Annotated in this window: 18 protein-coding genes and 1 tRNA gene; 12 read left to right on the forward strand and 7 right to left on the reverse strand. The window is 42.7% G+C overall.

The annotated features are described in order from the left end of the window. Positions 1-44: 44 nt before the first annotated feature. The 6 genes from DFQ04_RS13190 (at position 45) to DFQ04_RS13215 (ending at position 5,381) form a co-directional block, all read left to right on the forward strand. The gene (locus tag DFQ04_RS13190; protein ID WP_133556589.1) at positions 45-626 is read left to right on the forward strand and encodes a hypothetical protein; all 582 of its coding nucleotides are present in this window, start codon (positions 45-47) and stop codon (positions 624-626) included. Positions 627-654: 28 nt separating this feature from the next. After that, positions 655-1,089 carry a nitrous oxide reductase accessory protein NosL gene (locus DFQ04_RS13195; RefSeq protein ID WP_133556590.1) on the forward strand — a complete coding sequence of 145 codons (435 nt, stop codon included), beginning with the start codon at positions 655-657 and terminating at the stop codon, positions 1,087-1,089. Positions 1,090-1,103: 14 nt separating this feature from the next. Then, on the forward strand, positions 1,104-2,342 hold the full coding sequence (locus DFQ04_RS13200) for a nitrous oxide reductase family maturation protein NosD (protein ID WP_133556592.1): 1,239 nt from the start codon (positions 1,104-1,106) through the stop codon (positions 2,340-2,342). Next, on the forward strand, positions 2,329-3,072 hold the full coding sequence (locus DFQ04_RS13205) for an ABC transporter ATP-binding protein (protein WP_133556594.1): 744 nt from the start codon (positions 2,329-2,331) through the stop codon (positions 3,070-3,072). Before DFQ04_RS13200 ends, DFQ04_RS13205 begins: the two co-directional genes overlap by 14 nt. Beyond that, on the forward strand, positions 3,065-3,832 hold the full coding sequence (locus DFQ04_RS13210) for an ABC transporter permease subunit (protein WP_133556596.1): 768 nt from the start codon (positions 3,065-3,067) through the stop codon (positions 3,830-3,832). The genes DFQ04_RS13205 and DFQ04_RS13210 overlap by 8 nt, the downstream gene beginning before the upstream one ends. Before the next feature lie 88 nt (positions 3,833-3,920). Further along, positions 3,921-5,381, forward strand: coding sequence for a CotH kinase family protein (locus tag DFQ04_RS13215; RefSeq protein ID WP_133556597.1), 1,461 nt, complete (start codon positions 3,921-3,923; stop codon positions 5,379-5,381). Here DFQ04_RS13215 and DFQ04_RS13220 read toward each other — a convergent pair. Further along, the gene (locus tag DFQ04_RS13220) at positions 5,368-6,246 is read right to left on the reverse strand and encodes a PIG-L deacetylase family protein (RefSeq protein WP_133556599.1); all 879 of its coding nucleotides are present in this window, start codon (positions 6,244-6,246) and stop codon (positions 5,368-5,370) included. The genes DFQ04_RS13215 and DFQ04_RS13220 overlap by 14 nt on opposite strands. 184 nt (positions 6,247-6,430) lie before the next feature. Here DFQ04_RS13220 and DFQ04_RS13225 point away from each other — a divergent pair, with 184 nt between their 5' ends. Then, on the forward strand, positions 6,431-7,999 hold the full coding sequence (locus DFQ04_RS13225; protein WP_133556601.1) for an L-serine ammonia-lyase, iron-sulfur-dependent, subunit alpha: 1,569 nt from the start codon (positions 6,431-6,433) through the stop codon (positions 7,997-7,999). Between the two features lie 55 nt (positions 8,000-8,054). Here DFQ04_RS13225 and DFQ04_RS13230 read toward each other — a convergent pair whose 3' ends face one another. Next, a complete protein-coding gene (locus DFQ04_RS13230; RefSeq protein WP_133556603.1) occupies positions 8,055-10,769 on the reverse strand; it encodes a DUF6797 domain-containing protein in 2,715 nt (904 codons plus the stop codon). A 215-nt stretch (positions 10,770-10,984) separates the two neighbouring features. On the opposite strand from DFQ04_RS13230, the gene DFQ04_RS13235 reads away from it, so the two are divergent. Next, complete coding sequence (locus DFQ04_RS13235; protein ID WP_133556604.1) at positions 10,985-14,260, forward strand: glycosyl hydrolase; 3,276 nt, start codon at positions 10,985-10,987, stop codon at positions 14,258-14,260. 39 nt (positions 14,261-14,299) lie between these two features. Here the strand turns inward: DFQ04_RS13235 and DFQ04_RS13240 are convergent, their stop codons facing one another. Continuing rightward, positions 14,300-15,058 carry a helix-turn-helix domain-containing protein gene (locus DFQ04_RS13240; protein WP_133556606.1) on the reverse strand — a complete coding sequence of 253 codons (759 nt, stop codon included), beginning with the start codon at positions 15,056-15,058 and terminating at the stop codon, positions 14,300-14,302. Between the two features lie 166 nt (positions 15,059-15,224). On the opposite strand from DFQ04_RS13240, the gene DFQ04_RS13245 reads away from it, so the two are divergent. Then, positions 15,225-15,767: an SRPBCC family protein gene (locus tag DFQ04_RS13245; RefSeq protein ID WP_133556608.1), complete on the forward strand. Its 543-nt coding sequence runs from the start codon at positions 15,225-15,227 to the stop codon at positions 15,765-15,767. Here the strand turns inward: DFQ04_RS13245 and DFQ04_RS13250 are convergent, their stop codons facing one another. The 3 genes from DFQ04_RS13250 to DFQ04_RS13260 form a co-directional block, all read right to left on the reverse strand. Further along, positions 15,768-16,616 (reverse strand): N-acetylmuramoyl-L-alanine amidase-like domain-containing protein, encoded by an 849-nt coding sequence (locus tag DFQ04_RS13250; protein WP_133556609.1) that lies wholly within the window; start codon positions 16,614-16,616, stop codon positions 15,768-15,770. It lies immediately after the preceding gene. Between the two features lie 195 nt (positions 16,617-16,811). Continuing rightward, positions 16,812-17,252 carry a hypothetical protein gene (locus DFQ04_RS13255; RefSeq protein ID WP_133556611.1) on the reverse strand — a complete coding sequence of 147 codons (441 nt, stop codon included), beginning with the start codon at positions 17,250-17,252 and terminating at the stop codon, positions 16,812-16,814. A 258-nt stretch (positions 17,253-17,510) separates the two neighbouring features. Further along, a tRNA-Asn gene (locus DFQ04_RS13260) sits at positions 17,511-17,584 on the reverse strand. A 313-nt stretch (positions 17,585-17,897) separates the two neighbouring features. Here DFQ04_RS13260 and DFQ04_RS13265 point away from each other — a divergent pair. Beyond that, on the forward strand, positions 17,898-18,356 hold the full coding sequence (locus DFQ04_RS13265; protein ID WP_133556613.1) for a (2Fe-2S)-binding protein: 459 nt from the start codon (positions 17,898-17,900) through the stop codon (positions 18,354-18,356). A gap of 11 nt (positions 18,357-18,367) precedes the next feature. Next, positions 18,368-20,650, forward strand: coding sequence for a xanthine dehydrogenase family protein molybdopterin-binding subunit (locus DFQ04_RS13270; RefSeq protein WP_133556615.1), 2,283 nt, complete (start codon positions 18,368-18,370; stop codon positions 20,648-20,650). A 68-nt stretch (positions 20,651-20,718) separates the two neighbouring features. Here DFQ04_RS13270 and DFQ04_RS13275 read toward each other — a convergent pair whose 3' ends face one another. Then, a complete protein-coding gene (locus DFQ04_RS13275; protein ID WP_133556618.1) occupies positions 20,719-21,141 on the reverse strand; it encodes a hypothetical protein in 423 nt (140 codons plus the stop codon). Positions 21,142-21,234: 93 nt separating this feature from the next. Here DFQ04_RS13275 and DFQ04_RS13280 point away from each other — a divergent pair, with 93 nt between their 5' ends. Continuing rightward, entirely contained in the window at positions 21,235-22,116 is an 882-nt protein-coding gene (locus DFQ04_RS13280) for a hypothetical protein (RefSeq protein WP_133556620.1), read from the forward strand.

Genomic DNA, 22,116 nt, shown 5'->3' on the forward strand with positions numbered 1-22,116 from the left:
GTCGGTCTTGAAGCCAAGGCCGGCGGTACTTATCCCTATTTGCTATGAAAAAGCTCAGTACCCTCAATCGACTATTGATTCTAATCGCCGCATTGACGCTCATTCCAGCCTATTTTACACCGCTCTGGCAAATCAGCCTTTGGGCTCCTCAATATCCCGAAGGGCTGAATATGAAGATCTGGATTGATCACCTCAGTGGCAATGTGGATCAAATCAACGGAGTTAATCATTACATCGGTATGAAACATATCGGAGATGAGATGTTTCCGGAATTTGAGTATTTGGTCTATGTGATTGCTGGGATGATCGCTTTTGGAGTCCTTGCTTTTGGAATTGGAAGACGATGGGCTCTTTATAGTTTCTTCGGCTTGATTACCCTTTTCGGAATGCTAGTATTGGCAGATATGTACCGCTGGGGATATGAATATGGTCACCACCTAGATCCCACTGCGGCCATTAAAGTCGAAGGGATGAGTTACCAGCCTCCCTTAATCGGGTACAAAGAATTACTGAATTTTCTGGCTTATTCGGGACCAGATACTGGAAGCTGGATTTTGATCGGGGGATCAGCCCTGCTGATTTTTGCGATCCTTCGGGACCGAAGGGAAAAACCCACCATGATCTAAATTTCTTCACAGATAACCCAATTATCCTATGAAACGAATCTTTCTCTTGCTCGCTATTCTCAGTGCTGTTGCCTCCTGTACTGTGGAGCCTAGGCCCATTCTCTATGGAGAGGATGGATGTCATCATTGCAAAATGACCTTGGTAGATCCAAAGTATGGAACTGAGCTGGTCACCCAAAAAGGGAAAGTATTGGTCTTTGATGACCTCAATTGCATGCTCAATTACATGAATTCTCCGGAAGGAATGGAGCAGGAATACAAACATTTACTGGTGGTAGATTACCTCCAAGAAGGGGTGCTTCTAGAAGCTAAGGATGCCTTTTATCTCAAATCAGAGGTGTTTAAATCTCCTATGGTCAGCCAGATCGCCGCATTTAAGGATTATGATCAGCTGAAAAAAATTAAGCAAGAATCTGGTGGCATTTACCTCGCTTGGGGTGAGTTGGTCACCCAGTTCAAATGAAACCCAATCCTCTAATGAAAACCCAGCTTTGTATTCTAATTAGTCTTATCGGGATGTTAAGTTCCAATTGGCTATGGGCCAAAGAGGTAGTATTAAACCCAAAAGATCCCATTCAGGCTACTATTGATCGGGCCAAAGATGGTGATACCTTGGTGTTTTTGCCGGGAACTTACAAGCTCAACAGTATAGTCATCCGAAAGCCCCTGACGCTAATTGGGAAGGATTACCCTGTCCTCGACGGAGATGGCAAAGGGAACGTGTTGCTGATCGCAGCGACTCACGTCACCATTCAGGGATTTAAAATTAGAAATACTGGAAAATCCAATATGGATGATTCTGCCGCCATTAAATTTTTCGATTCTAAAAATTGCATCATCCAGGATAATATCCTCTCCGATACGTTTTTTGGCCTTCATTTTTCCAATTCCAGCAATCTGACGATTATCAATAATGTGATCCACGCTGAAGCAATTCGGGAATTTGAGGTAGGCAATGGAATCCATCTCTGGAAATGCAAAAACTCCTTTATAGGAGGCAATCAAGTCTCTGGGCATCGAGATGGAATCTATCTGGAGTTTGTCACAGAGACTCAGGTCAAAGACAATCTTGTTCAAAAAAATATGCGCTATGGGCTTCACTTCATGTTTGCTCATGACAATAGCTATATCCGAAATACCTTCCGAAACAACGGAGCCGGTGTGGCGGTGATGTATACCAAAAATGTATTGATGCAAGAAAACCGGTTTGAAGAAAACTGGGGCTCAAGTGCCTACGGTCTTCTGCTTAAGGATATCCGGGATAGCAAGGTGGTCAACAATTACTTTTTCAAAAACACCATCGGGATCTATATGGAAGGTAGCAGTAGAATTGAATTTGAAAACAATGATTTTAGGCAAAATGGCTGGGCTTTGAAGCTGATGGCCAGTTGCGATCAAAATACGTTTCTGGCCAATAACTTCATTCAAAATACCTTTGATATGAGTTCAAATGGCTCAGTGGTCCTCAATAAGATCACCCAAAATTATTGGGATAAATACGAAGGATATGACCTGGATAGAGACCAAATCGGTGATGTACCCTACCGCCCGATCAACTTATACAGCGTCATCGTGGAGAAGATTCCTTCGGCGGTGATCCTGTGGAGGAGTTTTATGGTCACGCTTTTAGACCGAATGGAAAAAATACTTCCTACGCTTACCCCGGATCAAATGATCGACGAATCCCCAAAAATGAAAGCTTATGATCTCAGTTAATTCGATTTCGAAAAAATTCGGTAAGCAGCAAGTTCTCCATGACTTTGAGCTGCGATTTGAAGCTGGACACAGCTATGCGGTCATGGGACCCAATGGCAGTGGGAAGACCACACTGATCAAGTCCATTCTGGGCATGGTGCTGCCAGATTCAGGTGAGATTCTAGTAGATGGCCAATCTATACAGGGACACACAGCTTACCGACAGCAAATAGGCTATATGCCTCAAATCGGTAGATATCCCTCAAACATGAAAATCGGACAGCTTTTCTCAATGATGAAAGACATGAGGCCAGAGGTGAAGGAATATGATTTGGATCTGGTCAATCAATTTGAATTGGAAATGATCAAGGACAAGGCCATGGGGACTCTTTCTGGGGGCACCCGTCAAAAGGTAAGTGCCGCCTTAGCTTTTCTGTTTCAGCCTAAGGTGCTGATTTTGGATGAACCTACCGCAGGCCTTGACCCCATCGCCGTAGAAATACTTAAAGCTAAAATTCAAAAAGAGCGGAAGGAAGGGAAGCTGATCCTGATCACCTCCCACATTCTCAATGACTTGGAGGAACTGACCGATCAGGCGATTTATTTATTTGAAGGGGAGGTATTCTTCAATGACTCTATCGAAAGCCTCAAGGAAATTACCGGAGAGGGAAGATTTTCCCCAGCCATTGCCAAACTCATGCAGTGGACCCTAAAAAAAAAGACAAGCACTAAATCTCTGACCCATGCTTAAGCTACTCAAATACGCCCTATACGACATTCTGAAGTCAAGATTTGCCTTGATCTACACCTTCTTTCTCTTTCTCATCGCAGTGTCTGTGTACCAGATTTCAGATGATTTGGGGAAAGTATCCCTGAGCCTGATGAATATCCTGATCATGATTGTACCCCTGATCGCCGCGGTATTTGCCACCACGCATTTTTATAACAACCTCGAATTTATAGAACTTATGCTGGCTCAGCCGGTGAAGCGGATTCAGGTATTTCTCAGTCAGCTATTTGCTGTCATATTGATGCTGAGTCTTTCCATTTTGATTGGATTTGGGCTTCCAATGCTAGTTTGGGGGGCAGATTCAGGATTGCTGATTTTGCTGGGAGTGGGGGTAGTACTCAGCGCCGTATTTGCAGGTTTTGCATTTTTGGCAAGTGTGATGACTCGTGACAAAGCTAAAGCCATTGGAGTGAGCCTAGCGCTATGGATATACTTTTCCTTGGTATACGATGGCTTGGTTTTGTACCTCATCTATAGTTTTGCCGATTACCCCTTAGAAAAACCCACTTTGGCCCTGGTCCTCCTGAATCCTGTGGATCTCGGAAGGATCCTCATGTTGATGCAGCTTGACATTTCTGCCTTAATGGGGTATACTGGAGCCTTTTTCCGCCAGTTTTTCTCCAGCAATACGGGATGGTTAATTGCCTCGTCTGCCTTATTGATTTGGATTGTTTTTCCGAATTGGATCGCCCTGAAGGTTTTTGGAAAACGCGATTTCTAATAAAATTGCCATCACTTAATTTGAGAAAATAAAACCTTTGCAAGGTTGAATTGGAGGCAATAAAGTATTTTTCCGGAAATATTATTTCATGAAATACACTAGGTTTTTACTAGTAAGCCTTATTCTTTCCTTCGGCCTTTTCTTTACCTCTTGCCAAGATCCTGCCGAGGTCATTTTACCCAAAGGAGATGACGGGCAGGTTTTTGCAATTGATACCAAGGAAAGCCAGATTCCATATCTGGTGATCGATACTCAGGGAAGAGAGATTCCTTATGAACCTGGGATTCCTGCTCAAATGAAAATCTATGTGGACAAAAAGCTCCAGCAGACCCAAAGGATTGATTTGGAGTTTAGAGGCAAAACTTCCTTTCGGCTTTCAGATAAAAAAGCATTCAATTTTGAGACGATAGACGAATCGGGAGAAGGGATAGACGTGGCTTTTTTTGGATTGCCTGCAGAGGAAGATTGGCGACTAGTCGGTCATGTGGTCAATTTGAAAGATAAATATGCTTGGGATAAATCTTTGATTTTTAACCATGTGGCTTACCGTCTTTCTCTTGAAATGGGGAAATATGCCAGTCGGGGAGTATTTGTGGAGTTGGAAGTGAACGGAGAGTATTTGGGAATTTACTATTTCTGTGAAAAGCTAAAAAGAGACTCCAATCGAATCAATATTAAATCTTTGAATGCTTCATCCACGAATCTCACGGGCGGATATATCCTTAAAATCGATAAAACCGATGCTGGACCTGAGCACGATGGAAAGCCCTTGTCCTATTTTATGAGCAATTGGGATGATGATGCCCGATATACCGAATTCAACAGCTTCAGAAGTCAGTTTGATATTTTTGGAAAGCCCTTGACCTTTGCTCCATTTGCTCCCCCATATCATTCCCAACAATATCTTGAGACTTATTTTACCTATGAGTATCCTAAGGCTGAGGATATTACTCCTGCTCAAAAGACCTACATCCAAGGCTATATGAAGGACTTTGAGGAGGCTTTGCTGAAAGCACCTTCCTCCAGTGAAAATCCAGCCTACTTTAACTTCATGGATGTAGAATCATTTGCTGATTACTTTATCATCAATGAATTGTGCAGAAATGTGGATGCCTATCGACTGAGTACCTATCTAGTGAAAGACCGAGACGGAAAACTCGCCATGGGTCCAGTTTGGGATTTCAACATCGGGTTCAATGAAGGATGGAGAATTCCCGCCACAGATTGGGTGATCAATTACAACGATTATGTAAGCAATGACCCTTGGATGGTTCCTTTTTGGTGGTCCAAGTTAATAGAAGACCCAGCTTTCAAAAAGAAACTTAAAGAGCGTTGGATATTCCTCAGAAAAGGCCCACTTGCCAACTCCAATATTCAGGGAATCGTGGATGATGCCGTCAAGTACCTCCAAGAAAACGGAGCCGTGGAGCGAAACTACCAAAAATGGGATCAGGGCATAGGAGTCAACTACGATCAGGCTGTGCTAGAATTGAAGCAATTCCTTACCGAAAGGGTCAATTGGATGGATTCCCAAATCAATTCATTCTGAGCATCGGGAAAAGTCTGAGGATTTCTTCCTTGCTTGGCTGAGTTCCATATTCACAGATCTCAAAGGCTTCTGCATATTGAACTTGGGCTGCTTTTTCCTGTCCATACCATTTTTCTAGTCCTTTTCTGACAGTAGGATTGGGAGCAAAAGCACGCTTTGATTTTAGCCAGGCAATTCTCTCTTCTTTACCTTCTGGAATTTCGTCAGGATCGTTGCTGACCCATGGAAGCCATTCGTAGAATTGGGAGACATGGGCATCCATGCCGTAGATTTTTTTATCAATCACAGAGCTGATATCAATGGCGATGTCAGGGGAAAAAGGATTTGGCTTTTGGAAATTATCCTGATAATACAAGAAGACAGGGTTTTTTCTCAAAGGTGGAGTGTCAGCAGCAATGTTGGGGACGCCAACCATAAAAGCGGCATCCTGCACCAAAACGCCTGTATATCGATGGTCAGGATGATAATCGTTAGGACGATGAGAGATTACCACATCCGCTCCCCATTCCCGGATTTTCCGAATCACATCCAGCCTGATTTCAAGGGTGGGTAAAAGTTCCCCATCATGGTTGTCTAAAACATCATAAGTGACTCCCAGTCTTCTGGCTACCTCTTGAGTTTCTTCATATCTTCTTTTTGCCAACATTCCTCCTCCCATTTCCATATGTCCTGCATCCCCATTGGTGACAGTAAGGAATTTGACTTCATGCCCCATCTGAACGAATAAAGCCGCGGTTCCTCCGGATTTGATATCGCAGTCATCCGGATGCGCTCCTATCATCAGGATTTTCAGAGGTTTTTCCTGAGAAAAAACAAAGCCAAAGGATAAGAAGAAAAAGGAAAGCGAGAATAGGATTTTTTTCATGGTGGGTGAATTTGAATTAAAAATCTACCCAAAGAAATTGGAAAAGCAAAGGTAAAATGATGCAGTCGGACTGTTCTTCAATTAGTTGTAAGGAATTGGCTATGACAAATTTCCAGAACTTTTAAGGCCGAGGATTCCGATTTCTGCCTAAATTGAATGGCTAGCAAGTTAAAACTTCACTCCAATGAATTATCCAAGCATTTTTAACGACGTGGTCGGTCCAGTTATGAGAGGCCCTTCAAGTTCTCATTGTGCTGCTTCACTCAGAATCGCCAGAATTTGTCATGATTTGATGGGAGGGAGGATTTCTTCTATTGAAATCGATTTTGATCCGGCTGGCTCTTTGGCTACCACGCATAAAGATCAAGGTTCGGATATGGGCTTATTTGGTGGTTTTTTGGGCTGGGAGGCGCACGATGAGCGGTTGGTCGATTCAGAAATGCATCTGCGGGGAGCCGGAATTTCTTACACCATTCGAATAATTGAATTGGAAAACAAACACCCCAATGCTTACCAAATTACCCTTACTAATCCTTGGGAGTCTCATCGCGTGGTAGCTATTTCCACCGGTGGAGGGATGATTGAAGTTGTCGAAATCGATGGGGCTAAAGTTTCCTTGGCAGGAGATCGGTTCATGACCTTAGTCTATGCTGATCTGCCTGATCAGGTGATGAACTATCTGGACCAAGCTGGAGATTGGGATAGTTTGGAAGTGCTTTCAGGGACTTCCAAAATGGTTCTTTTAACTGCTCAAGCGCCAATTGATCCGATTTTACGGGAAGAATTGTCACAAATCGAAGGGGTGAAAATGATCAAGGAAATCCGCCCGGTACTTCCTGTTCTTTCTTCTAAAAATACCCGTGTTCCCTTTATCACAGTGGAGGAAATGTTCGCTTACAATGAGGACAAGAATTTACCTCTTTGGGAATTAGCGGTGAGGTATGAAAGCATGAGGGGGAATATTTCCGAGGAGGAGGTTCTCGCTAAAATGGATGATATCCGGATTATTCTCAAAAACGCGGTGGAGACCGGGCTTAAAGGAACCAAGTTTCAGGATAGAATTTTGGGTCCTCAATCCGTGAAATTCAAGTCCTTGATGGAGGAAAAGAAGTTGGTCAATGGAGACGTCTTGAATCGAATTATCATGTATGTATCTGCCATCATGGAGGTAAAGAGCTCCATGGGTGTGATCGTAGCAGCCCCAACAGCAGGTTCTTGTGGAGCAATGCCAGGAGCGGTTCTTGGGGTTTCTGATTCTTTGGGACTTTCTGATGAGGAGACTGTAAAAGCCTTGATGATCGCAGGGCTAATAGGAGTATTTATTGCTGCCCATTCCACTTTCGCCGCTGAGGTTGGGGGATGCCAGGCAGAATGTGGTTCTGGCGCTACTATGGCCGCTGCCGCAATTGTTCATTTGGCTGGCGGGACGCTTAATCAAAGTATTTCTGCCGCTTCAATGGCTTTACAGAGTTCATTGGGAATGATTTGCGATCCTATTGGAAACCGGGTAGAGGCTCCATGCCTGAACAGAAATGTGATGGCAGCTTCCAATGCGCTTTCCTGCGCAAATATGGCTTTGGCTGACTATGACCATTTGATTCCATTGGATCAGGTAATTGAGACTATGTATGAGGTAGGAAAAAGTATCCCCAATACCTTGAGATGTACTAATCTGGGAGGCTTATCCATTACCAAGGCCGCCAAAGAAATTGAGAAAAAGCTGGAGTCCAAACAGTTTTTCAAAAGTTGCTGATAGGAGAAAGATTCGGAAAAAAATAAGAAAAGTTGTCAATTGACAGCCTTTTTGCTTACCAAGATGAAGCTTCACCCAATTGATGAATGGTGTTTTGCACAAGTCCTTCAACATCTTTCCCCTTGTCATCTTTGAGTTGGTAGTTAATTTCCATTACCCAAGTAGGTTTGATTTCAGGGATACTCAGTTTGATGGTTTTTCCATCTTTGCCTAATTCTGCCTTGGTGACTTTCAAAGTTTGCTCATTGTAATGAGTTGAGCCATATTTTCTGGATCTCAATAGATCCCAAACTTTGATGGTATAATTGTTTAAATCTTGAACGCTTTCCCGGTCAAGTTCATCTGTGAAAATCAGTTTCATTCCATTTTTATTAGCCTGTAGACCAACTAGAATAACCATCGGCTTCTCTACTTTTCTGATCCGGTATAGGCCTCCCAATTGAGGCTGAGTAGAACCCCATGCGGATAGGCCACATAAATAAAGCTGTCCGTCTCCGGGATTAAATCTGCCACGCATTACTCCTGTAGAAAACCTTGGGATAGGCAATTCGAAAATTCCCCCTTGTACCTGATCTCCGATTTTTTCAAATGGAACTACAAAGACTTTTCCGTAGCCATAGGAAAGATTCAAAAGTTTACCATCCAGAGCTCCCCATTTTTTGCTTTCTACCCACAGAAGCTCTGATGGAGATTGATCCCGATCTCTTTCGATCCAAACCAAGGGTTGCTCCATTCCTGAATCTGTACTGTCCGGAGGAGGATTATAGCTAAACATATTCCCGTAAAAACCACCTTTTTTCACCCAGTTGACCCGATTCATGGGATTCCAATGACCTTCTTGGTCCGTTACGATAAAGGTTCCGTCTGGATTAATGCAAACCCCATTTGCAGCCCTGAAGCCTGTCGCTACGATTTCTGTTTTCTGACCATCCTTACTAACTTTGATCAAGGTTCCATGTTGGGGAACCAAGGCTTCCCGAGCATGTCGGGCACTTTTTGCATAATAAAAATTCCCTTCCTTATCCACCTGAAGTCCCATGGCAAATTCATGGAAATGATCCGTCACCTGGTGATCACTATTATAGGCTTCATAAAAATCAGTCTCTCTGTCTCCGTTAAAATCATGGAGCTTCACCAGCTGATCCCGACAAGTCACAAAAATTTCTTCATTAATCACCTTGATTCCTAAGGGTTGAAAAAGGCCTGAAGCGATTCTTTGCCAGGTTAGCTTTCCGCTGTTTTTGGTAAAACCCTCAACCAGCCAAACATCTCCATCTGTTGAGCAGATTACCCCTTTGTTGGGATCTTTGAAAAAGTCCAGTCCGCTTAGTCTAAACTGATTTTTCCAAGGGCTGTCAAATGGAGGATTTAGGATATCCACCTGAAAAGGACCTTCTTGGGTTCCTTGAATCACTTCAGTCGACAATTTTTGAGGATATCTGGAGGGACCGCCTTTGATCATGGATTCCAGAGATTCGGGAGGACTACTGGTTTTGGCGAATTCTTTAAGTTCCTCTGGCTTGGCTTTGCTGATCAGTAATTTGATTTGAAGCCTTTGGGAGGGAGAAACTTCCATTAAAGTAAACCCATCCTGTTTTTTTAAGCTGGCTCCATTTCCTAGTAGCTCAACAGAGACTTGACTAGGAGCTACTCTCATTTTCAGAGGTTTATCGGATGGAGAAATATTCAATGTCCTTGTAAATACAGGCGAGCTATCCAGCATTTCCAGTCCAAAAGTTTCCAGGACTTTTGCATTTCCAACCGTGTAGGAAATAATTACCCGGTTCTCGAATTGATAAAGTCCTTTGTATTGAGCCCATTCCCTGGGAAGGGGACCGAATTTTCTCCCATCTCGAGCTTGGAACCGAGGATCATCAAATTTTCCAGTCATGGGATTTGCCCAGGCAGGTCCCACGGGATTCGAAAAATGAAGGTCTCCGCTTGTTCTTGGCGAAATATTATGCCTACCATTAAAAAGAATAGCTTCCCAATCGATAAAGCCTTCTCCTGTCCAGGCCCCAGCTACTCGCATCAAATCATGATCAAACATCATCCATGCTTTCCCGGCAGCCACTCCTCCTTCCCCTTTATCTATCCTCACCGCGATTCCTTTGTAGGCAAAGTTGGCATTGATGAGGTTTTCGTCAGGAAGGGGCGAGGGACCGGATGATCGCTCCCTTTCTGGGGCATTCAACCCGACAAGCTCATAGGTATTAATCAAAAAGTTGCCGTAGTCCATTTCTGCCCAGGGTTTAAATTCCTTGGGCTCGGGGCCAGAGGAAGTACCTAAAGGAAGACTTGCCAAGTAAATAGAATCGATCTCAAAAAACTGGTTTGGGTTCTTTTCCTTAATAAAAGTTTCTCTCAGGTAATTAATAATGTCATACTTCTCAATTGGTGTGAGACTGACTTGAGGAGGCATGGAGCCGTAGCCTCGGGTAAGCGTTTGGTAAATCGAATAGGGATCCTTTCCTACTTTGAATTCTCCCTCCCAGAATTTAAAAGCATTTGGGATGGAACCGGGAGTTTCTGGATTCCCATGGCAGTTGAAGCAAATATTATTGTAGATATGTTCCCCTGTTCGGATGGATTCATCATTTCGGTCCCCAAGGGCAGTTAGAAGACCTTTATGGTCAATATTCTTTTCATAGTCTGGTAAATCGATTTCTTGAAGAATAAACCCCGTGTCCTGTTTTTTTTCATTGGTATTGCACCCAAAAGCCAAAAGGGAGGTGAAGAAAATTAAGTAAGAACGGAAGATCGTATTCATTTCAAGGCATTTGGGTTGGGACACAAAAAGAAAAGTCAAAAGGAATTTAAGGAAAGTCTGCTTGGGAATCAAAAGAAGAGTGCCTTGAGCTAATTAGCTGGGGTTTTAGCGTTTATTTCAGATCGGCTGGATTTTCCATTTTGAATGTTTTTCCCTACCGCAGGATAGACAAATTGAGAAGAAGTCTTATTTTCCTTCAAATCCCTCCTTTTGATATGAAAAAACTCTTTTTTATCCTTTTGCTCTTAGGAATTTCCCAAGTGCTTTACTCCCAAGATTCTACCCTGGTTCTCAAATTTCAAAATCCTCCTAATGAGGCGAAACCAAGAGTTTGGTGGCATTGGATGAATGGAAATATCACTAAAGATGGAATTCTGAAAGATCTGAATTGGATGGAAAGAACCGGTATTGGGGGATTTCAGAACTTTGATGCCAACCTATTTACTCCTGTAGTAGTGCCTAATAAGTTGGTATTCATGACTCCTGAGTGGAAAGATGCTTTTCAGTTTGCTACAAATTTGGCAGGTCAAAAGGGGCTGGAAATGGCTATTGCAGGTTCACCGGGATGGAGTGTGACAGGTGGACCTTGGGTAGAACCAAAGGATGCAATGAAAAAATATGTTTGGACAGAATATGAGGTAGAAGGAGGTGATACCTTGTCTTGTATTCTTCCTGATCCATCTGGACAAACCGGTAAATTCCAAGATGCTCACTTAGCAGAGGAAGGATTTTCGGGAGCATTTATAGGAGAATTACCTATTTACTATGAGGATGCCATTTTGATTGCAATTCCGGTTTTGGAAAATGAAAAGTCCTTGTTCCAATTAGCTCCAAAAGTAAGCTCGAGTGGGGGGGAATTTTCCCTTTCCCTTTTGGCTGATGAGAGCTTGGCTGAAGAGGCTTTTTTGGCTCCTATGGGAATCGGGGAGGATATGTGGATTCAATATTCTTTTGAACAGGCACAAACTTTTACAGCTCTTGGGATTGCCGGAGCCATGAATGGCCCTTTGGCAGAGTTTAATGGTGGTCCTGAGAATAGAAGTTTAAAAGTAAGTGATGATGGAGTCAATTTTAAGACAATAGCAAAAGTTTCAGGAAGTACAGTTCCTTTTAATACAGTTTCCTTTCCTCCGACCAGGGCTAAGTATTGGAGGATTTGCTACGAAACCTTGGCCCCTCAGCCAAATCTCTTTGCCGCTATGGCAGGAGTTCCACAAACCGACTTGAAACCAGATGGGGTAAATGTGGCTGAATTTCAACTCTATTCTACTTCAAGAATTGATCAAGCTGAAGATAAAGCAGGGTTCTCTCCCTGGTCAGAAGATTACCTTTTGGCAAAAAATCAGGTAGGAGCTGCAAACGATTCCTTTCTTTCCAAGGACCAAATAATTGATTTAAGCGGCAGATTGGATGCCGATGGTACTTTGAATTGGGAAGTTCCAGCAGGTAAATGGAAAATCATCCGTTTTGGATATTCTTTAACTGGTCGCCAAAATCATCCGGCCTCACCAGAAGCTACTGGTTTAGAAGTAGACAAACTAAATGAAGACGCTGTTCGTCGCTATATCAATCATTACCTGGATTTATACCAAAATGCAACTGGGGGGAAATTGGGTCCAGGAGGTCTGGAATACATGATTTTGGATAGCTATGAGGCTGGGCATATGAACTGGACTCAGGATTTTCCTTTGGAATTCCAACAAAGAAGGGGATACAGTTTATTACCCTACTTACCGGTCCTGACAGGGAGATTGGTTGGCAGTAGGGAAGAAAGCGAGAAATTTCTCTGGGATTTCCGAAAGACCATAGGAGAAATGATTTCGGACAATCATTACGATGTGATAGGAGAGGAGCTGAAAAAGCGAAATATGAAGCGCTACACAGAATCCCATGAAAATAAGCGGATTTATTTGGCTGATGGGATGGATGTCAAGCGGCATGCTGATATTCCCATGTCGGCCATGTGGACTCCTGGGAGTCTGGCGAGTGGAGCAGACGAAGAGGTTAGAAGTGAAGCAGATATCCGGGAATCAGCTTCTGTTTCGAATATTTATGGGAAGCCTTTTGTAGCAGCGGAATCCATGACATCGGTCGGTAGACCTTTTCAGGAATATCCTGAGCGCCTTAAACGGACAGCCGATTTAGAGCTCGCCTCCGGCTTGAACAGGTTTGTAATTCATACCTCAGTACATCAACCGCTGGAGGATAAGAAACCGGGATTTTCACTAGGTCCTTTCGGCCAATATTTTACCAGGCAAGAAACATGGGCAGATATGGCCAAGCCTTGGATTGATTATTTAGGCAGAAGTTCATTCTTGCTCCAGCAGGGGAAAAATGTAGCAGATATCCTCTATTTCTATGGAGAAAACACCAATATCACTTGGGTGGCCCGGGAAAAACTTCCTGAAATACCCAAGGGATATGAATTTGATTTTGTGAATTCAACAGCACTTCTGGAAGCAATAGAGGCTGAAAATGGGAAGCTGAAAGCGAAAAGCGGAAACACCTATGAGGTGCTGATGCTGGATCCCAGTGCAAACTTGGTGACCCTGAAGGTGTTGAAAAAACTTCAATCCTTAGCGGATTCTGGAGTGAAAATCATCGGGGAGAAGCCGATCAAATCTCCAAGCCTTTCCGATTCGGATGCAGAGTTTCAGGCCTTGGCTAATCAGATTTGGGCAAAGTCAAATGTTGGTCCGGATGTCAAAATAGGTAGTTCTCCAGACGTCCAGATTTCAGAAACAGCGCACAAGATTTTGTTTAGGCATAGAACATCACCTGAACGGGATATTTATTGGCTAAATAATCGAAGTGTGGAGCCAACCACTGCCAAAGTGAGCTTTAGGATAGCGGGGAAAAAGCCTTTGCTTTGGAATCCGATCAACGGGGAAACCAAAGAGGTTTCATACAAAATTGAAAATGGAAGGACAGAGATTTCGCTGCCTTTTGAATCCTGGGATGCATTCTTCGTGATTTTTGAAGGGGAATCCCCCGTTAATTCCTTCTCAGCTAAAGCCAAAACAGAAAGCGAAATCTTGGTATTGGAGGGAAGTTGGAATGTGATGTTTGGGAACAAGGAAAGTGAATTTCAATCCCTAGGCAGTTGGTCAGAAAATTCTGATCCGGATATCCGCTACTATTCAGGAAATGCCTTTTACCAAAAGGAATTTTTCATCCCGGAAAAAGAAATAGAAACCAGCTACTTTTTGGATTTGGGAGAGGTGAAAAACCTTGCCGAGGTAAGTGTAAATGGTGAAGTTCTTGGTATAGTTTGGAAAACACCTTTTAAGGTTGATATCACCAAGGCCATGAAAGGGGGTAAGAATTTATTGGAAATCCGGGTGGTCAATACCTGGGTCAATCGCCTGATTGGAGATTCTCAGGAAGGTGCAAAAAAGACAACATTTACCACCATGCCATTCTATCAGGCAAATTCTCCTCTAGTTCCCTCTGGATTGCTTGGCCCTGTCCGAATCTTCAAAAGTAAGTAAGAAAAAAGGCCCGGTTTTTTGAAATCGGGCCTTTTGGCTTTAGCTGATTAGATTTCCTTCTTCGTCGATTTGAAAGGTCCAAACATAATCCTTGCATGAATTGGAAACATTTGGCGTGGAGCAAGTTTGTCTGCTGCCTTCTATTTCAAAATTCCCTGAAGAGCTCATTTGAGTAATCTGATAGCCATACTCATTGAAGAACTCGCCATAGGTTTTTTGCCAAAGGACTTCTCCATTAGCATTCACTTTGATCAAAAGGACATCGTAATTTCCCTTTCCGAAGGAACTGGTGGATCCCAGAATCAGGAAACCCCCATCTGCCGTGGAGGCCACTCCTCCGGCCTTATCGTAGCTACTGCCCCCATAGATTTTCTGCCAAAGGATTTCTCCCTGATCATTTTTTAGGGTCAACTGAATGTCACACTCGGTATCGCTTCCACAATTCACCGTCACGATTTCAACGGGTAGGGAAATTTCATTTGAAATGATTGATGATGTGGAAGGAAAAAAGACAGATAGAATCCAAATAATTCCAGCAGCTATGCTGCCGATGCTTAGGATGTGCATAAGTTTTTTAGTTTTTGGTTTAGAATTTTGATTTGGCTGAATAGCTGAATCCAATTGAAATTCTCCCACAAAGACTTCCTGAAACTTTTTCAAAGAATAGGGGCTAGGATTTACCGTTCCTTTTTCAATTCTCTGAATAGTTCTTAAAGTAAGCCCACATTTTTCAGCGAGTTCACTTTGAGTCCAGGCTTTTGCAATTCGGGAGGATTTGATTTGTTCTCCGATATTCATGTTTCAAAATTCTAGGGAGAAGCCTTGCCATCCAAGGTTTCCAATGCGACATCCTTGCGACATTTAAACCCAAATGAGAGGTTTGGGTTGTTAAATTTTTTACAAAATCAAAAAAATGCAATTTAAAAGACATTAAATTAGATAATTAACCACCCCCCAAAGCACTATGAAATTCTTAAAAGTCTCCCTCCTAATCGTCGTCATTGCCATTGTAGGCCTTCTGGTTTATGGCCTATTTATTCCCACCGATCTTCGGGTGGTGGAAAAAATTTCTATAAATAAGCCAATTGCCGAAGTTTATGATTTCACCAAATTGCTCAAGAATCAAAGTTTATACAGCAAGTGGCAATTGATGGACCCTCAAATGGAACACTATTTTGAGGGGGAGGATGGGACAGTTGGTTTTGTGTCTGGTTGGAAAAGTGAAAACCCTGATGTGGGAAGTGGAGAGCAGGAAATAATAGCCATCATGGATGGACAGCGGATCGATTACGAGTTGAGATTTTTTGAGCCATTCGAAAGCAAATCACAAGCTTTTATGGTCTTTACTTCCACTGCTCCTGATCAGACCGAAGTCACCTGGGGATTTGATTCTGAGATGGCCTATCCGATGAATCTGATGATTCCAATGATGGACATGCAAGTAGCCTTGTCTGATGATTTTAGTGTTGGATTGGCAAATCTTAAAGCCTTTCTTGAAAAGAACTGATTACTTTCCGGTGATTCTGGCCACCATGATTCCGGATTGACTCTTATTTCCGGCTAAATACTCATGAAGAGGTAGGGAAGAAATCTCTACCTCTTTGTTTTTTGAACTGGCATGCATGAGGTGAATTCTCCCGTTTTTCTGGAAGGCGAAACCAACATGAACCATATCTAAATTTGAAATCGAAGTAGTAATAGCAATCAAATCTCCTGATTGGATTTGATTCTCTATGTCTTTGATCTTGGCTTTAGGGATATAATAGTATTTCCGCGCACTGATTTCTTTTTCTACTTGCTTCAGTTTTTCCACATTTTTTTGCTCGCTCAGTTGAGGGTAAAACTGAGGGTTTTCGGTCATAAAGCTGGGATGATTTTCATAAACCTCCCCATCGATGGAGGCGGTGATATCTTCTAGGATTCCTTTCTCCTGGTTTTCATAAATCCAATCTGAGAAGTAATGCAATCGACTTTGGTATCCTTCATTTTTTCCCTTTCGATATCTCAGTAGTTCCAGTTCTATTTCGAAATCCTCCATGCTGAATTCTTTCTTCTCAGCCAATCTGGCCAAGGTCACTACAGATTCCAAATAGGTAGTGCAGTCCACCCCTTGAAAATCAATCACCAATTGCTCGGGGCCGGGGATTTCTAAGGTTTTCTCTACATAGGGAGTTTCCAAAAACCACTGTCCAGTCTCTACAATCCATTCGTTTGGACTTTGAGTCTTGTCAGATTCAGACTTGAGCTTTGCCAAGGCATTTTCCAACTTGGCTCTGGATTCAGGGGTGCAAACTGTCTGTGCGGAAAGGGTTCCAAAAAGTAGAAACAAGAGGTAGAAGCCTAAGAATTTTTTCATTTTGGGTAGAGTTTCCTTTTTTCAAAACTATGAAAAACACGGATTAAAGACTCGTGATTTAATTAGTCTTCTCAATTATCCGAGTGGTTAACAAGACAAGGGTTGTTTAAATCCGATGTAAAAAAGCCTTTGGAAATGGATTTGGAGGCTTTTAGAATACCGTAAGCCAGTGCAATATATTTTTAACTATTTACCTCAGTACAAGATGGAATTATACCCCAAAGCCTGGAGCTGTAAAATCCGAATAGTGTAGGTTTCCACTACTTCCAAACCTGAAAAAAGCTCTTCTTTGGTAATTCCCTGCCGTTTCATCGCCACACTGCAAATACTTACCCGGATTTTACCTTTGTATTTTTCAAACTGTTTTTCCAAATCCGATCCCTTTACCATCGTTTTGACGATAGGGCCTTTGACTACGATTTCAAAGTTTTGGAATTGAACCCCATTTTCTACAAAGGTATCAAACAAGGATAAGGCACTCATCAGTCCATCTTCGTCCTTTACTCCAAAGGCGTAGTTTGGCGTTTTGTTAAGGTCGGAAATGGTCTCTTTTTTAAGGATGGTCTGAGCCATACTGATTTCTGATGAATGAAATACAAGAGCAAAGGCAAACAAAAAACCTAGTACTGTTTTCATATTGGAGGCATTTATAATTTGGACTGATTGATTAAAAGTAAGCTTTTTGTCCGATAGGGAAGGGGTTTTGAAAAAATTGGACTTAAGTGCGAAGGCCAAACAAGCTATGATTTCCTTCATTTAGGTATAGAAGGATTTTAACGATTTAGAAAGGGTTGATTTTGATAGTCTCCTTGGTTATTCGCGTAAGTATGAAGACAAGGTTTATGTAGGACCAAAAAACAAAAAGCCCTCAGAAAGAATCTGAAGGCTTTTTTGCTCCCCCTCTAGGGCTTGAACCTAGGACCCCATGATTAACAGTCATGTGCTCTAACCAACTGAGCTAAGGAGGAATTTTATATTTTCCCGATTTACTCTAAGCTCCACTGTAGCTATCGGGATGAGCTAAGGAGGAATTTGTCGTCCCTTTCGGAAAACGTGTTGCAAATGTAGGCGCATAGTAATTTTATTCCAAATCCATTTTTAAAAAAAATGTGCTTTTTGTGCTTTCCGCCTTCCTTCTCTTTCTCTCTCAGGGAATTATTTTTTGGGTTGTACTGATTTAATTTTAATCCCAGACCAGAGATCAAGAATTAAAGTCCCCTCTTACGTCAGGTTTTAAAAAAGAATTCTTGTAGTTTAATAGTATCACCAGACCAAATAACTATGGAAGAATATTCAATCACTGTTAACGGGAAAAAGCTTGATGTACAGGCTTTACCCGATATGCCCTTATTGTGGGTTCTAAGAGACCTCTTGTCCATGAAAGGAACCAAATTTGGATGTGGGCAGGCGCTTTGCGGTGCTTGTACTGTTCACTTGGACGGACAAGCAGTTAGATCCTGCAGTTTACCAATCTCCGAAGTGGGAGACGGAAAAATTACAACCATCGAAGGACTTTCAGAAAAAGGAGATCATCCCTTGCAAGAGGCTTGGGTTGAGCATATTGTTCCTCAATGCGGCTATTGTCAGGGAGGTCAAATCATGACAGCTGCAGCACTTTTGGCTACAAACCCTAAGCCTTCAGAGGAAGAAATTGAACGAGCTATGGAAGGGAATCTTTGTCGTTGCGGTACTTACAACCGGATCAAAGAAGCAATCCAAACCGCATCCCGAAACCTTTAACTCCTTAAGCTATGAAGAATTTTATTCCATTTTTGAAAAATAAGAACCCAGAAGACCAGTCGAAAATCTTCGTGCCTTCTCGAAGGGATTTTCTAAAAATCAGCTCTTTGGCTACCGGAGGATTCCTGCTTGGAGTCAATTTCCAATGTGCAGGTCCAAAGGGAGAACCCATCACCTTTGCTCCGAATGTATATATCTCCTTAAGTTCGGATAATGAAGTCATCCTAGTTGCCCACCGTTCTGAAATGGGTACGGGGATTCGAACTTCCCTGCCAATGATTATGGCGGATGAGCTTGGGGCAGATTGGAAAAAGGTTAAAATCATCCAAGCCGAAGGTGATGAAGATAAGTACGGCAACCAAAATACAGATGGCTCTTTTTCAGTTCGGATGTTTTACGAACCCATGCGAAAAGCAGGAGCTACCGCCCGGCAGATGTTAATTAATGCAGCCGCGAATAAATGGGGGGTTGATCCATCAGAATGTACCACAGAAAATTCCCAGGTTCTCCTCAATGGATCCAGCAAGAAAGTTGATTTTGGGGGTTTGGTTGAAGCACTTCAGACCATGGAATTGCCTGATCCAGCCACTATTAAACTCAAGGAGCTTTCTGAGTATAAATTTATCGGGACTGATGTACCCATCTACGATGCTAAGGCGATCGTCTCAGGACAGGCTACTTTTGGAGCAGACGTGGATTTGCCAAATATGCAAATTGCCGTGATCGCCAGAAGTCCGGTTGTTGGGGCAAAGATTTTATCCTACGATGATGCCGCAGCTTTGGCAATTCCCGGTGTGAGTCAGGTAATAAAAATTGAAGGAGCGGGAATTCCTCCGGGTTTGGATAAGCCTTTGGAAGGTTTGGCTGTTCTGGCTTCCAACACATGGGCTGCAAAAAAAGGACGTGAAGCCTTGGTAATTGAATGGGATTTAGGGCCTAATCAAAGCTATAGTTCAGCCGCTCAACTTCAGGAAATGGCTAAGTCAACCCTTAAAAATGGAAAAGTAAGCCGTGAGCGAGGGAATTTTAATTCCGCTAAATCTTCTGCAACCAAGGTCTTGGATAGAACTTATTTAGCGCCATACTATGCCCACGCGACCATGGAGCCACCCGCTGTAATCGCTGATTATCGTGGAGATGGAAGTGTGGAGATTTGGGCTCCAACCCAGCATCCACAATGGGCTAGAGGAGCCGTTGCAGGTGCATTGGGATTAGAATTACCGAAAGTAAAAGTAAATGTAACCTTGCTAGGTGGAGGATTTGGAAGAAAGTCAAAGCCTGATTTTGTGGTAGAAGCAGCCCTTTTGTCAAAAGCTGCCAAAGCTCCGGTTCGAGTTCAGTGGACACGAGAGGATGATATTCACCACGACTTTTATCATTCACACAGTGCACAAAGAATTGTGGCTACTCTGGATAGTTCAAAGAAATTGACAGGCTGGAATCACCATACCGTTTTTCCCGCGATTGGCGCTACAGGGAATGCCGCCGAACTTCATCCCTCAAGTGGAGAATTGGAGTTGGGCTGTAGGGATTTCCCGTACGATGTACCCAATATCAGAATTGAAACCCATGAATCTGCTGCCCATACTCGAATTGGCTGGCTGCGTTCGGTGAGTAATATTCACCATGCTTTTGCGATTCATACCATGATGGATGAGATTGCTGAGGCTAGGGGATTAGATCCAGTTGAAAATGCTTTGGACTTATTCGGTGAGGATAAGAACCTGACTTTTGAAGGAGAATTGGAGGGAGATTTTGGGAACTATGGGGAAAAGCTGGAAGACTTCCCATGGAATACAGGCAGGATGAAAAAAGTGATCCAGGATGTAGCTGCCAAATCCAACTGGAAAGCTCACAAGGATGCTGGAAAGGCTGTAGGATTTGCAGCTCACAAAAGCTTCCTGACCTATGTGGCCTGTGTGGTCATAGTGGAAAAAGATGCAAACGGGCAATTATCCATTCCTGAAGTACATTATTCAGTGGACTGTGGAGTAGGGGTAAATACCGATCGAATCAAATCCCAATTTGAAGGTGGAGCACAGTTTGCTACTTCTTTGGCGATGACTTCTGCCATCACCTTCGAAAACGGTCAGGTAGTGCAGAATAATTTTGATTCTTACCAAATCATCCGCATGCCTCAATCTCCGAAAAAAATCCATGTGCATATTTTGCCTAGTACGGAAAAACCTACGGGAGTGGGTGAGCCACCTGTACCTCCATACATTCCTGCCTTGGCAAATGCGGTGTATAAATTGACTGGGAAAAGGATTTACGAATTGCCTTTTAAGGTCTAGAATCCAGATTGCAGTGGGCAGGAAGCCGTGGAAAAAAGCTAGTTAAGCCAAAACCCACAGTTTTCTGCCTACTGATTTTTTGTGCTGAAATTTCTGGTTAGGGTTTTGATAAATCGGATATGCCGAAACCTCAGCGCCGACCAATCCTCATCAATGGCTATCTGCCTGACGGTCTCAAAATCAAAATTCCCCACAACTCTCCAGCCCGAATCTCTATTGATTTGGGCTTTATATTTTTTGGAAGTCCCTTTGGGATAGGCCATCCACAAGGGTTCGTCATTGGCGCAAATTTCTGCTAGAACAGGAAAATAGGTTTGAACTTCTTCCTCTGTTTGCACGAAGGCCAAAGTGAAGCTTGGTTTTTCTCCTTCTTGGGCCATTAATCCCATTTTTTTCCAGGAATTGATCAAAGGATCCAGATCTGAAGGAAGGTTCCAAACCTTGATTTTCATTCCTTCTTTGAAATTCATCTTTTTTAAAATGGTATCCATAGCGTTGATTTTGGGAGATTCAAAGTAAATAAAAAGAGGCGGAAAAGTAGGCGAATTGCTGCTTTCCCCAAGTTCTTGCCTTATTTTTAAGCTATGAAATTTTTCCCCAATCTCATCTTTTCCCTTTTTCTGACCGGACTTGTAGTCACTCCCTCTTTTTCCCAACAGAAAGAAAATGTTGATTCTGTTTATCTGGCCGGAATTCCCATCAAATCATTTAAGAGTCAAAAACTGGAGGAAATCAGTGGCATGGCTTTTTCCCATATTCATCCTAACCTCATCTATGTCCATACCGATAGTGGGGGCGAACCAGCGGTTTATTTGCTGGATTCACTTGGAAATGATTTAGGGAAAATTGAGTTGGACAAAGCCAATAACCGGGACTGGGAAGATATTGCAGTGGGGCCAGGTCCCGGTGGAAAATCTTACGTTTATGTGGGTGAAATTGGGGACAATGCCGCGGTTCATTCAGAAATTGTGATTTACAGATTTGAGGAACCTTCCAAAATTCAAGAAGATATGGAAGTCAAACCAGAAAAGGTAAAACTGACTTTTCCCGGAGGCCCAAGAGATGCAGAAACTTTGATGGTGGATCCTAGAAGTGGAGATATTTTTATTGTGTCGAAAAGGGATGAGAAAAACACACTTTATTGTGTTCCAAGAGATGCTTTTTCAAAGGGTACAGCAGTTTTGGAGGAGTTTCATCAATTTACCTTCAGCAGTTCGGTGGCTGGTGATATTTCCCAGGATGGATCCAAGATTTTGATAAAGAATTACTTTGCAGTCTATTATTGGGAAAGGAAATCGGGGGAAACCGTGGATCAGGCTCTAAAAAGAATTCCCAAACGCCTACCGTATGTGCCCGAGCCTCAAGGTGAGGCCATAGGATTTAATCCCACAGGGACTTCCTATTTTACTATCAGTGAAAAGAGGTACAAAATCAATCCTACACTTTATCGCTATCCAAAAAAATAA

It is taken from the genome of Algoriphagus boseongensis (assembly GCF_004362805.1).
In the GTDB taxonomy this organism is placed as follows: Bacteria; Bacteroidota; Bacteroidia; order Cytophagales; family Cyclobacteriaceae; genus Algoriphagus; species Algoriphagus boseongensis.

What these genes read in the sequence shown, in the direction of transcription:
- DFQ04_RS13190 (WP_133556589.1), top strand. Translation starts at nt 45, where the DNA reads ATGAAAAAGCTCAGTACCCTCAATCGACTATTGATTCTAATCGCCGCA.
- DFQ04_RS13195 (WP_133556590.1), top strand. Translation starts at nt 655, where the DNA reads ATGAAACGAATCTTTCTCTTGCTCGCTATTCTCAGTGCTGTTGCCTCC.
- DFQ04_RS13200 (WP_133556592.1), top strand. Translation starts at nt 1,104, where the DNA reads ATGAAAACCCAGCTTTGTATTCTAATTAGTCTTATCGGGATGTTAAGT.
- DFQ04_RS13205 (WP_133556594.1), top strand. Translation starts at nt 2,329, where the DNA reads ATGATCTCAGTTAATTCGATTTCGAAAAAATTCGGTAAGCAGCAAGTT.
- DFQ04_RS13210 (WP_133556596.1), top strand. Translation starts at nt 3,065, where the DNA reads ATGCTTAAGCTACTCAAATACGCCCTATACGACATTCTGAAGTCAAGA.
- DFQ04_RS13215 (WP_133556597.1), top strand. Translation starts at nt 3,921, where the DNA reads ATGAAATACACTAGGTTTTTACTAGTAAGCCTTATTCTTTCCTTCGGC.
- DFQ04_RS13220 (WP_133556599.1), bottom strand. Translation starts at nt 6,246, where the DNA reads ATGAAAAAAATCCTATTCTCGCTTTCCTTTTTCTTCTTATCCTTTGGC.
- DFQ04_RS13225 (WP_133556601.1), top strand. Translation starts at nt 6,431, where the DNA reads ATGAATTATCCAAGCATTTTTAACGACGTGGTCGGTCCAGTTATGAGA.
- DFQ04_RS13230 (WP_133556603.1), bottom strand. Translation starts at nt 10,769, where the DNA reads ATGAATACGATCTTCCGTTCTTACTTAATTTTCTTCACCTCCCTTTTG.
- DFQ04_RS13235 (WP_133556604.1), top strand. Translation starts at nt 10,985, where the DNA reads ATGAAAAAACTCTTTTTTATCCTTTTGCTCTTAGGAATTTCCCAAGTG.
- DFQ04_RS13240 (WP_133556606.1), bottom strand. Translation starts at nt 15,058, where the DNA reads ATGAATATCGGAGAACAAATCAAATCCTCCCGAATTGCAAAAGCCTGG.
- DFQ04_RS13245 (WP_133556608.1), top strand. Translation starts at nt 15,225, where the DNA reads ATGAAATTCTTAAAAGTCTCCCTCCTAATCGTCGTCATTGCCATTGTA.
- DFQ04_RS13250 (WP_133556609.1), bottom strand. Translation starts at nt 16,616, where the DNA reads ATGAAAAAATTCTTAGGCTTCTACCTCTTGTTTCTACTTTTTGGAACC.
- DFQ04_RS13255 (WP_133556611.1), bottom strand. Translation starts at nt 17,252, where the DNA reads ATGAAAACAGTACTAGGTTTTTTGTTTGCCTTTGCTCTTGTATTTCAT.
- DFQ04_RS13265 (WP_133556613.1), top strand. Translation starts at nt 17,898, where the DNA reads ATGGAAGAATATTCAATCACTGTTAACGGGAAAAAGCTTGATGTACAG.
- DFQ04_RS13270 (WP_133556615.1), top strand. Translation starts at nt 18,368, where the DNA reads ATGAAGAATTTTATTCCATTTTTGAAAAATAAGAACCCAGAAGACCAG.
- DFQ04_RS13275 (WP_133556618.1), bottom strand. Translation starts at nt 21,141, where the DNA reads ATGGATACCATTTTAAAAAAGATGAATTTCAAAGAAGGAATGAAAATC.
- DFQ04_RS13280 (WP_133556620.1), top strand. Translation starts at nt 21,235, where the DNA reads ATGAAATTTTTCCCCAATCTCATCTTTTCCCTTTTTCTGACCGGACTT.